At 74.3% G+C, this 10,033-nt stretch carries 8 protein-coding genes; 5 read left to right on the top strand and 3 right to left on the bottom strand.

Annotated features, from left to right (window positions below; all coding sequences use genetic code 11):
• Positions 1-225: 225 nt before the first annotated feature.
• From MPTA5024_RS03515 to MPTA5024_RS03505, 3 genes are read right to left on the bottom strand one after another with little or no spacing between them, the layout of a single operon-like run.
• A complete protein-coding gene (locus tag MPTA5024_RS03515) occupies positions 226-1,227 on the bottom strand; it encodes an ABC transporter permease (protein WP_036319802.1) in 1,002 nt (333 codons plus the stop codon).
• Positions 1,224-2,699, bottom strand: coding sequence for a sugar ABC transporter ATP-binding protein (locus MPTA5024_RS03510; protein WP_036319798.1), 1,476 nt, complete (start codon positions 2,697-2,699; stop codon positions 1,224-1,226). Before MPTA5024_RS03510 ends, MPTA5024_RS03515 begins: the two co-directional genes overlap by 4 nt.
• Entirely contained in the window at positions 2,696-3,745 is a 1,050-nt protein-coding gene (locus MPTA5024_RS03505) for a sugar ABC transporter substrate-binding protein (protein WP_036319795.1), read from the bottom strand. The genes MPTA5024_RS03510 and MPTA5024_RS03505 overlap by 4 nt, the downstream gene beginning before the upstream one ends.
• 261 nt (positions 3,746-4,006) lie before the next feature.
• On the opposite strand from MPTA5024_RS03505, the gene MPTA5024_RS44140 reads away from it, so the two are divergent.
• The 5 genes from MPTA5024_RS44140 to MPTA5024_RS03485 all read left to right on the top strand — a co-directional run bounded on the left by MPTA5024_RS44140 (position 4,007) and on the right by MPTA5024_RS03485 (position 9,953).
• Positions 4,007-4,141 carry a hypothetical protein gene (locus MPTA5024_RS44140; protein WP_269750531.1) on the top strand — a complete coding sequence of 45 codons (135 nt, stop codon included), beginning with the start codon at positions 4,007-4,009 and terminating at the stop codon, positions 4,139-4,141.
• 113 nt (positions 4,142-4,254) lie between these two features.
• The gene (locus tag MPTA5024_RS03500) at positions 4,255-5,781 is read left to right on the top strand and encodes an aromatic amino acid ammonia-lyase (protein WP_036319792.1); all 1,527 of its coding nucleotides are present in this window, start codon (positions 4,255-4,257) and stop codon (positions 5,779-5,781) included.
• Positions 5,782-5,854: 73 nt separating this feature from the next.
• Complete coding sequence (locus tag MPTA5024_RS41775; protein WP_051457657.1) at positions 5,855-6,907, top strand: MurR/RpiR family transcriptional regulator; 1,053 nt, start codon at positions 5,855-5,857, stop codon at positions 6,905-6,907.
• Between the two features lie 80 nt (positions 6,908-6,987).
• Positions 6,988-8,658, top strand: coding sequence for a urocanate hydratase (hutU, locus tag MPTA5024_RS03490; protein WP_036319789.1), 1,671 nt, complete (start codon positions 6,988-6,990; stop codon positions 8,656-8,658).
• Positions 8,659-8,759: 101 nt separating this feature from the next.
• Positions 8,760-9,953, top strand: coding sequence for an allantoate amidohydrolase (locus tag MPTA5024_RS03485; RefSeq protein WP_084369613.1), 1,194 nt, complete (start codon positions 8,760-8,762; stop codon positions 9,951-9,953).
• Positions 9,954-10,033: the final 80 nt, after the last annotated feature.

Here is a 10,033-nt window from a genome sequence, read left to right as displayed (position 1 = left end):
CCCGAGGGCCGCGGGGACGTCCCGCGCCGCCCAGGCCAGGGCCGCGAGCGCGAGGGCGCCCGCGGCCAGGCGCGCCGTCCGGCCGTTTGTACTGATCAACGGTGTTTCTCCTCGCTGGGAATCCTGCCGATCAGACTAGGTCGTCCGGCCGCCGCCGCGCGCACGGTCGGCGGACGCGGACGCCCCCGGGAGCGGCGCGGGCCGCCCCCGGGGGGAACGGGAGCGTCAGTCCTGGGCCTTGCCCCCCGCCACCCGGCTGATCATCAGCGCCACCAGGATGATCCCGCCGTACACCAGCTGCTTCCACTCGCCGGGGACGCCGCGGAGAGTGAGGATGTTCTCCACCAGCCCGATGACGAGGACGCCGGTGAGCGCGCCGAACACGGTGCCCTTGCCGCCGTCGAGGCTGACGCCGCCGATCACGGCCGCGGCGAAGACCATGAAGATCCAGCCGTTTCCCTGGTTGGCGCTGATCGAGCCCAGCCAGCCCGTCGTGAGCACGCCCGCGAGGGCGGCCAGCACGCCGCCGATCACGAAGACGCCCCACACGACCCGCTCGACCCGCACGCCGGCCGCCCGGGCCGCGTCCGCGTTGCCGCCGATGGCGTACAGGGCGCGGCCGAGCCGGAAGTAGCCGAGCGCGGCGATGCCGGCGGCGAACAGCACCCCCGTGATCCAGATGGACACGGGGACCCCGAACCAGCTCGCGCTGCCGAGGTAGAGGAACGACTGCGGCAGCTGGAACAGGCTCTTGCCGCCGGTCAGGCCCAGCTGCAGACCCCGTACGACGATCAGCATCGCCAGCGTGACCACGAACGCCGACAGCTGGAAGCGCAGGATCAGGAAGCCGTTGAACAGCCCGATCAGCGCGCCGATCAGCAGGCACAGCGGGATCGCGAGGAACGTGGGCAGGCCGATGCCGAAGCCCCCCGCCTCCGGCGGGATGACCAGCATCACCGCCAGCGCGGGCGCCAGGCCCACCGTCGACTCCAGCGACAGGTCGAACTTGCCGGAGACCAGGATCAGCGTCTCGGCCAGGACCACCAGCGCCAGCGCCGTCTGCTGCTGCAGGACGTTGAGGAGGTTCTCCGGGCTGAGGAAGGTCGGGCTGACGAACGCGCCGGCGCCCAACAGCACGATGATCACCGGGACCAGCGTGAGGTCCCTGAACCGTCCGAGCCGGATGGAGATCGGCGCCATCCTCATCCGCTCGCTCTGCTGCGTCATGCGATGCCTTCCATCAGCGCCACCAGTTCCTGGTCGGACCAGCCCCTCGGCAGGTCCCGCACGATCCGGCCGTGGAACATCACCAGCACGCGGTCGCACACGCGCAGGTCGTCGGGATCGTCGGACACCACCAGGACCCCCGAGCCGCCGCGCGCCGCGTTCTCGACGGCGCCGAGCAGCGCCTCCTTCGCCCGCACGTCCACCCCGGCCGTGGGGTCGATCACGACCAGGGCCGTGGGGTCGTTGGACAGGGCCCGCGCGAGCACGGCCTTCTGCGCGTTGCCCCCGGACAGCTCGCCGACCGGCTGCGCCGGCCCGCTCGTCCGGATGTCCAGTTCGTCGATCATCCGGGTCGCGTACGCCCGCTGCCGCGGCGCCGAGACAGTGCCGTACCGGCCGAGGCGGCCGGCGACGGGCAGGGTGGCGTTCTCCGCGAGCGACAGCAGCGGGACGAAGCCCTCCCTGCCGCGGTCCTGCGGCACGAAGCCGAGCCCGGCCGCGACCGCGGCCGCCACGTCGCCGGGACGCAGCGGCACGCCGTCGAGGTACGCGGCGCCGGAGTCGGCGCGGCGCAGGCCCGCGAGGGTCTCGGCCACCGCCGCCTTGCCGCTGCTGCCCGAACCGGCGAGCCCGAGCACCTCGCCGCCGCGGACCTCCAGCGAGACGTCCTCGTACTGCCCGGCGAGGGTGAGGCCCTCGGCGCGCAGCACGACCTTCTCGCCCGGGGACGGCCGGTCCGACCGCTCGCCGAGCGAGACCGCGTCGCCCGTCATGGCGGCCACCAAATCCGCCTGGGGAAGCTCGGCGACCGGCGCGGTGAGCACGTGCCGGGCGTCGCGGAACACGGTCACGTCGTCGCACACCTCGTACACCTCGTCGAGGTGGTGGGAGATGAACAGCATCGTGACGCCCTGCTCCTGCATCCCGCGCATGCGGCCGAAGAGGCGCTCGATGGCGGGCCCGTCGAGCTGGGCCGTCGGCTCGTCGAGGATGATGAACCGCGCCCCCGCCGACAGCGCCCGCGCGATCTCCAGAAGCTGGCGCTGCTCGACCGTGAGGTCCCCGGCGAGCCGGTCCGCGGGGACGGCCACGCCGTACCGCTCCAGGACCTCCTGCGCCGCCTGCCGGAGCCGCCGCCACCGGATCGGGCCGCCGTCCGACTGCCGGTTGAGGAAGAGGTTCTCGGCGACGCTGAGGCTCGGGATGACGGTGGACCTCTGGTACACGCAGGCGACCCTGCGCCGCCACCCGTCCCGGTCGGACAGGGGCGGCGCGGGCTCGCCCGCGAAGAGGACCGAGCCCTCGTCGGGCCGGGCGAGGCCGGTCAGGATGGACACCATCGTCGACTTCCCCGCGCCGTTGCGCCCGACGAGGGCGTGCGTCCTGCCGTCCTCGATCCTGATCCCCGCTCCGGCGAGGGCGACCGTGGCGCCGAACCGTTTGGTGACGTCAACCGCTTCGACGGCCGTCATTTGATCTGGTTACCCCACAGCGCCTTGTCGTCTACGTTGTCCTTGGTCACCAGGGGAGCGGGAAGCTGGTCCTCGAGGCCGTTGGGGAGCTGGATGATCGTGCTGTCGTGGTCGGTGGGCCCGGGCTGGAAGGTCTTGCCCTCCAGGGCGGCCTTGGCGTAGTACAGGGCGTACTTCGCGTACAGGTCGGCCGGCTGCGAGACGGTCGCGTCGATCTGGCCGTCGCGGATCGCGGCGAGCTCCTGGGGGATGCCGTCGTTGGACACGACGAACACGTGCTTGGGGTCGGTGGGCGGGACGAGCAGGTTCTTCGACTTGAGCACCTGCAGGGTGGGGGCCAGGTGGACGCCGCCGGCGTGCATGTAGACGCCCTTGATGCCCGGGTGCTGCTGGAGGAGCGTCTGGAGCATCGACGCGGCCTTGCCGCCGTCCCACTCGGTGGGGGCCTCGTAGACGGTGATGCCGGAGAACTTGCTCTTCATGCAGTCGCGGAACGCCTCGGCGCGGTCGCGGCCGTTGACGGAGGACAGCGAGCCCATGAGCTGGACGACCTCGCCCTTGCCGCCGAGCTTGTCGCCGAGGAACTCGCAGGCCTTCTCGCCGTACGCCCGGTTGTCGGCCCGTACGACCATGTAGACGGGGCCCTTGTCCGGGCGGGTGTCGACCGAGACGACGGGGATCTTCTTGTTCGCGAGCTGTTCGAGCGTGTTGGCGATGGCCCCGGTGTCCTGGGGGGCCATGACGATGGCCTTGGCGCCCTGGCCGACGAGCGCGTTGGTGTTGGCGACGAGCTTCTGCACGTCGTTCTGGGAGTTGGTGGCCGGGAGCAGGTCGACGCCGAGCGCCTTGGCCTGTTCCGGGACGTACTTGATGTAGGAGTTCCAGAAGTCGGAGTCCGCGCGGGGGTGATCGATGCCGATCTTGCCTCCGCCGCCTCCGCCCGCCGTGGTGCCCGCGTCCGTGCCGGTCCCGGTCGACCCGCAGGCGGCCAGCGCGAGCGCCGCCACCACCCCGGCCGCCAGCCCGATGGGAATGCGTGTGTTCATGCCGCCCTCCGCAACATTGCAGCAACATCGCATTAATGATCCGATGTATAGCGCTCGGGCTCTCGCAGCGTCAACGGGTGTAACGGCAGCCGAAACGCGATCGGTATCTAGCCGATCACCACCCAGAACCCGCACGCTACAAGGGATTTCCGGTGGGGGATCGTCGCGTGGCGCGAGCGGCGGCGAGGCGCGGGGCGATACGACGGAGAGCGCTCAGACATCCGAGCGTTCCCTCACTCCTGCCGTCGGCGGGGCAGGCGCATGGTGAGCAGTCTGGCACGCGGCGCCACCCGCTCGGCGAGGGCGAACACGGCCTCGGTCCTGCTGCGCGTGCTGCCTGCCGAGGTGTGTCCCGGACGGCTGGGGGACCTGCCCGCGTCGCCGGCGGGAGGGTGAGCTCCCGGCGCGGGCGCCCTTGCCGTCGCGGCCCGCCCCCGGGCAGACTCTGCCTGAATAGGTTCATTCATACGAGCTGCCTGCTCGTGAGGGGTGCGGGGAGGTCGAGCGCCATGACGTCTCCGGTGCCCGGCGGGACGGTCCCGCCGGTGGCTCTCGACGGGCGCGGCCTGACCGGCGAGGCCGTGGCGCGCATCGCCGGGGGCGCGGCGGTGACGCTCGACGCGCGGGCCGTACGGGAGGCCGGGGACGCCTGGGCCAGGGCGGCCCAGCTGACGGCCTCCGGCCGGGTCTACGGGCGCAGCACCGGAGTCGGGGCCAACCGCACGGTCGAGGTGGACCCGAAGGACGCGGCCACCCACGGGGCGCGGCTCCTGCGCAGCCACGCGGGCGGCGCCGGGACGGTGCTGCCCGCCCGCCAGGTCAGAGCCATGATGGCGGTCCGCCTGAACCAGCTCCTGGCGGGCGGGTCCGGCGTCCGGCCCGCTGTCGTCCAGGCCCTCGCCCTGGCGCTCAACGCGGGCGTGCACCCGGAGATCCACGAGTACGGCGCGGTCGGCACCGGCGACCTGTCCGCCCTGGCCGGGCTCGGGCTCGCCCTCGCCGGAGAGCTGCCCTGGCAGGGGGAGGGGACGCCGCCGCCCCCCGTCGGCCTGGAGACCGGCGACGCGCTGGCGCTGATGAGCAGCAACGCCCTCAGCCTGGGGCAGGCGGCGCTGGCCCGCCAGGACCTCGGGCGGCTACTCCAGGCGTCCTGCGCGGTCACCGCGCTGTCGCTGCTCGCGGTGCGGGGATCGGCCGAGGCGTTCGCCGCCCCCGTGCACGCCCGCCGTCCGCACGCCGGGTCGGTCCGGGCGGCCGCCGAGATCCGGCGTCTCATCGCCGCCCCCGACCGGCCGGCCCCGCCCGCCGGCCGGGTCCAGGACCCGTACGCGCTGCGATGCTTCCCCCAGGTGCACGGCGCCGCCCTCGACGCGTGCGCCGCGCTGGACGACGTGCTCGCGGTCGATCTGAACGCGGCCGCGGAGAACCCGCTGATCAGCCCGGACGGCCCCGGGGGCGGCCCGGCGGCCTACCACCACGGCGGCTTCTACGCCGCCCATCTGGCGCTCGCGCTCGACCACCTGCGGCCCGCTCTCCTGCAGACGGCCCGCCTGTCGGCCGCGCGCCTGTCGGCGCTGTTCGAACCCGCCGTCACCGGTCTGCGGCCGTTCCTGGCCGACGACGTGCCGGCCGGGTCGGGGGTGCTCATCCTCGAGTACAGCGCCAACGCCGCGCTCGCCGCCCTGTGGGGCGAGGCCGGTCCCGCCACGCTCGGCCATGCCGTGCTGTCCCGCGGCGTGGAGGAGGCGGCGAGCTTCGCGACGCAGTCGGCCCGCCAGACGCTGCGCGCCGCGGACGCCTACCGCGTCGTGCTCGGCTGCGAGCTGGTCGCCGCCGTACGGGCGCTGCGGCAGCACCACGCCGGCCGGCCGATGGGGGAGTGCGACAAGGACCCGGTCTGGCAGGATCTGTCCGTGCCGGCCGGGCGTGCGTTCGCCCTGGCCGACGCCGCGCTCGACCCGTCGATGGCCGACCGCCCGCTGACCGGCGACGTGGCCGCCGCGACCGCCCTGCTCGACCGGCTCGCCGACCTGTGACGGACGTCTGGTGGGGCGTGCCCCTGACGCTTCGTGCCCTTGTGCCTCACCGCTCGCCTGACCGAGGAGAGGAATGACCGGAGACGACGCCCGGGCCCGCATGCTGCGCCTGTTCGAGGGCCGGCGGCTGACGCCCGCCCAGCGCCGGATCGCCCACTGCCTGGTCCAGCACGCCGCGGACGCGCCGTTCCTGTCGAGCGTCGAGGTGGCGGAGCTGGCCGGGGTCAGCCAGCCGTCCGTCACGCGCTTCGCGACGGCGCTCGGCTTCGAGGGCTACCCCGAGCTGCGGCGGCGGCTGCGCCAGGTGGGCCGGCACGAGGCAGGGACGGACGGGGGCCGGCCGGACGACGCGCGGCCGGGCGACGCGCGGCCGGGCGAGACAGGGCCGGGCGACTTGATGGGCGCGGCGGGGACGGGCGTGGGCGCGGTGGGGCTGGAGGATGGGCAGCCGGGTGCGGTGGGGCTGGGCGATGCGCAGTGGGGTGCGGGCGGGCTGCTGCCGGGCGGCGCCGGGCCTGACAAGCGCTTTGGGCGGCACGCGGCGAACGAGCTCCAGCGCGCGGTCGAGGCCGAGATCGCCAACCTGGGGCACCTGTGGGCGCTGCTCGCAGACCCGGCACCGGTGGCGGAGGCGGCCCGGACGCTGGCCGCGTCCCGGCCGCTCCCCGTGCTCGGCCTGCGCGCCGCCGCGGCCGAGGCTGCCGCGTTCGCGTACTTCGCCGCGAAGATCCACCCGGACGTGCGGCTGCTGGACGAGGGGGGTTCGCTGCTGGCCGACCGGATCGAGCAGGCGGCCGCCGCGGGGGCGGGCGCGCTGCTGTGCTTCGCGCTGCCCCGGCACCCGTCCGAGCTGCTCGACGCGCTCGCTGCGGCCCGGGCCGCCGGGCTGAGCGTGGTGACCGTCGCCGCCGGCACTCTGACCGCCCTGGGGGAGCTGTCCGACGTGCTGCTGACGGCGCCGGTCGGCACCCGGCTGGTGTTCGACACCGCCTGCGCGCCGATGGTGCTCGGGCGGGTACTGCTGGAGCTGATGTGCGACGCGCTGCCCGGCGCCCAGGCCCGGCTGGAGGCATTCGAGCTGTCGGCGGCCTCGCGGGGGCTGTTCATCGACCAGCCCGTTGACTGAAGATATTCATACGCGATATCGGTGAATAAATGAATTCTCCGTGGCCGGGGTCGGCCACGGGAGCTGTCGGAGGAGGGGACGTGGCCCAAGGCAACGGCCGGGAGCCGATCCGGGCGCCGCGCGGCGCGGGGCTGAACAGCCGGGGGTGGCAGCAGGAGGCCGCCCTGCGCATGCTGATGAACAACCTCGATCCGGAGGTGGCCGAGCACCCAGACAAGCTGGTCGTCTACGGCGGCACCGGCAAGGCGGCCCGCGACTGGCCCTCCTACGACGCCATCGTCCGCACCCTCGCGACACTCGGCGGCGACGAGACGCTGCTCGTGCAGTCGGGCCGTCCGGTCGGGGTGATGACGACGCACGAGTGGGCCCCCCGCGTCCTGATCGCCAACTCCAACCTGGTGGGCGACTGGGCCACCTGGCCCGAGTTCCGGCGGCTGGAACAACTGGGCCTCACGATGTACGGCCAGATGACGGCCGGGTCGTGGATCTACATCGGCACCCAGGGCATCCTGCAGGGCACGTACGAGACGTTCAGCGCGGTGGCCGCGAAGAGGTGCGGCGGCAGCCTCGCCGGCACGATCACGCTGACCGCGGGCCTCGGCGGCATGGGTGGCGCCCAGCCGCTGGCCGTCACGATGAACGGCGGCGTCGCGATCTGCGTCGACTGCGACCCGCGCAGCATCGACCGCCGGATCGAGCACCGCTACCTGGACGTCCGGGCCGCCGACCTGGACGAGGCCCTGCGCCTGGCGTACGAGGCGCGGGACGCCCGCCGCCCGCTGTCCGTCGGCGTGGAGGCCAACGCGGCCGAGGCCGTCCCGGAGTTGCTCGCCCGCGGCGCGGAGATCGACGTGGTGACCGACCAGACCAGCGCCCACGACCCGCTCGCGTACCTGCCGATCGGCGTCGCGTTCGAGGACATGGCCGCCGAGGCGCGCAAGGACCCGGACGGGTTCACGCAGCGCGCGCGGGAGTCGATGGCCCGGCACGTGGAGGCGATGGTCGGCTTCCAGGACGCCGGCGCCGAGGTGTTCGACTACGGCAACTCGATCCGCGGGGAGGCGCGGCTGGCCGGGTACTCCCGGGCCTTCGACTTCCCCGGCTTCGTGCCCGCCTACATCCGCCCGCTGTTCTGCGAGGGCAAGGGCCCGTTCCGGTGGGCCGCCCTGTCCGGCGACCCCGCCGACATCGCGCGCACCGACCGGGCCGTGCTCGACCTGTTCCCGGAGAACGAGTCGCTGGCCCGGTGGATCAGGATGGCCGGGGAGCGGGTGCGGTTCCAGGGCCTGCCGGCCCGGATCTGCTGGCTCGGGTACGGCGAGCGCGACCGCGCCGGCGAGCGGTTCAACGACCTGGTCGCGTCCGGCGAGGTCTCCGCGCCCATCGTGATCGGCCGCGACCATCTCGACTGCGGGTCGGTGGCCTCGCCGTACCGGGAGACCGAGGCGATGCTGGACGGCTCCGACGCCATCGCCGACTGGCCGCTGCTCAACGCGATGGTGAACGTCGCGTCCGGCGCGTCCTGGGTGTCGATCCACCACGGCGGCGGCGTCGGTATCGGGCGTTCCATCCACGCGGGGCAGGTCACGGTCGCCGACGGCACCGCCCTCGCGGGCGAGAAGATCCGGCGGGTGCTGACGAACGACCCGGGGATGGGCGTGATCCGGCACGTGGACGCCGGCTACGACCGCGCGGCCGAGGTCGCCCACGAGCGGGGCGTGCGGGTGCCGATGGCCGAGGCCGGCGCGTGAGCCCAGGCGGACACCCACGCGGAGCCGGGCCGGCGAGCGCCGGCCGCGACCCGGCTCTCTCACCGGTTCCTGCCGAGCTCGTGGAGGACGGCTTCCGCCGCATGTGGCGCGACCTGCTTCCGATCGGCCGGCACGAGGCCACCGGCGGCTACCGGCGCCACGCCTGGACGGCCGCCGACGCCGAGTGCCGGGCGTGGTTCGCCGAGCAGGCGCGCGGCCGCGGGCTGCGGTACGAGGCCGACAGGAACGGCAACCAGTGGGCCTGGCACGGCGACCCCGCCGCCGGGGACGCCGTCGTCACCGGTTCGCACCTCGACTCGGTCCCCGACGGCGGGGCGTACGACGGCCCGCTGGGTGTGGTGTCCGCATTCGCCGCCCTTGACGCGCTGCGCGACGCGGGGGTGTCGCCGAGCCGTCCGCTGGCGGTGGTGAACTTCGCCGAGGAGGAGGGCGCCCGGTTCGGCGTGGCCTGCGCCGGGTCGCGGCTCATGACGGGGGCCCTCGCCCCCGAGCGCGCGAGGTCGCTGCGCGACGCCGACGGCGTCGTGATGGCGGACGCCATGGAGGGCGCGGGGGTCGATCCGTCGGCCCTCGGGCGGGACGACGAGCGCCTCGCCCGCATCGGGGTGTACGTGGAGTTGCACGTCGAGCAGGGCCGCTGCCTGGCGGACACCCCGCACGCCGTCGGGGTGGCCTCGGCGATCTGGCCGCACGGCCGCTGGCGGTTCGACTTCCGCGGCGAGGCCAACCACGCCGGCACGACGCGGCTGGAGGACCGCCGCGACCCGATGCTGGGCTACGCCGCGGCCGTCCTCGCGGCCCGGGAGAGCGCCGCGGGAGCCGGGGGGCTGGCGACCTTCGGCCGCGTACGGGTCGAGCCGAACGGCACCAACGCGATCGCGTCGCTGGTCTCGGCCTGGCTCGACTGCCGGGCGCCCGACTCCGCGGTGGTGGACGCCCTGGTGGAGGAGATCGCCCAGGCCGCGGAGGGCGCCGAGGTCACGAGGGAGTCCTTCACCCCGGTTGTGACCTTCGACGGCACGCTGCGCGACCGGCTGGTGGGAGTGCTCGGCGGGGTGCCGGTGTTGCCGACGGGTGCGGGACACGACGCCGGGATCCTCGCGGTCGCCGCGCCCACGACCATGCTCTTCGTGCGCAATCCGACCGGGGTGTCCCACTCGCCGTACGAGCACGCCGAGGAGCGTGACTGCCTCACAGGCGCCGCCGCCCTCGCCACCGTGCTCGCCGACCTCCTCGGCGCCGCACCCGTCGCCGCGCCACCGCCGCCCGGCTGACCGGCGACCTCGACTCGACATCCCGCAGCGCCCCGCGCCGCCCGCCGTGCCGGCTGCGTGCGGCGTCTCGCGTCGCCCGC

The organism is Microbispora sp. ATCC PTA-5024, from assembly GCF_000511135.2.
In the GTDB taxonomy this organism is placed as follows: domain Bacteria; phylum Actinomycetota; class Actinomycetes; order Streptosporangiales; family Streptosporangiaceae; genus Microbispora; species Microbispora corallina.
Note: the sequence above shows the minus strand (reverse complement) of the source record. Positions and strands in the feature narration are given on the sequence as shown.

Excerpts from the sequence above, each read along its gene's own strand:
- MPTA5024_RS41775 (WP_051457657.1), top strand. The coding sequence starts at position 5,855 with ATGACCGGAGACGACGCCCGGGCCCGCATGCTGCGCCTGTTCGAGGGC.
- MPTA5024_RS03485 (WP_084369613.1), top strand. The coding sequence starts at position 8,760 with ATGTGGCGCGACCTGCTTCCGATCGGCCGGCACGAGGCCACCGGCGGC.
- MPTA5024_RS03515 (WP_036319802.1), bottom strand. The coding sequence starts at position 1,227 with ATGACGCAGCAGAGCGAGCGGATGAGGATGGCGCCGATCTCCATCCGG.
- MPTA5024_RS03510 (WP_036319798.1), bottom strand. The coding sequence starts at position 2,699 with ATGACGGCCGTCGAAGCGGTTGACGTCACCAAACGGTTCGGCGCCACG.
- MPTA5024_RS44140 (WP_269750531.1), top strand. The coding sequence starts at position 4,007 with ATGGTGAGCAGTCTGGCACGCGGCGCCACCCGCTCGGCGAGGGCGAAC.
- MPTA5024_RS03505 (WP_036319795.1), bottom strand. The coding sequence starts at position 3,745 with ATGAACACACGCATTCCCATCGGGCTGGCGGCCGGGGTGGTGGCGGCG.
- MPTA5024_RS03500 (WP_036319792.1), top strand. The coding sequence starts at position 4,255 with ATGACGTCTCCGGTGCCCGGCGGGACGGTCCCGCCGGTGGCTCTCGAC.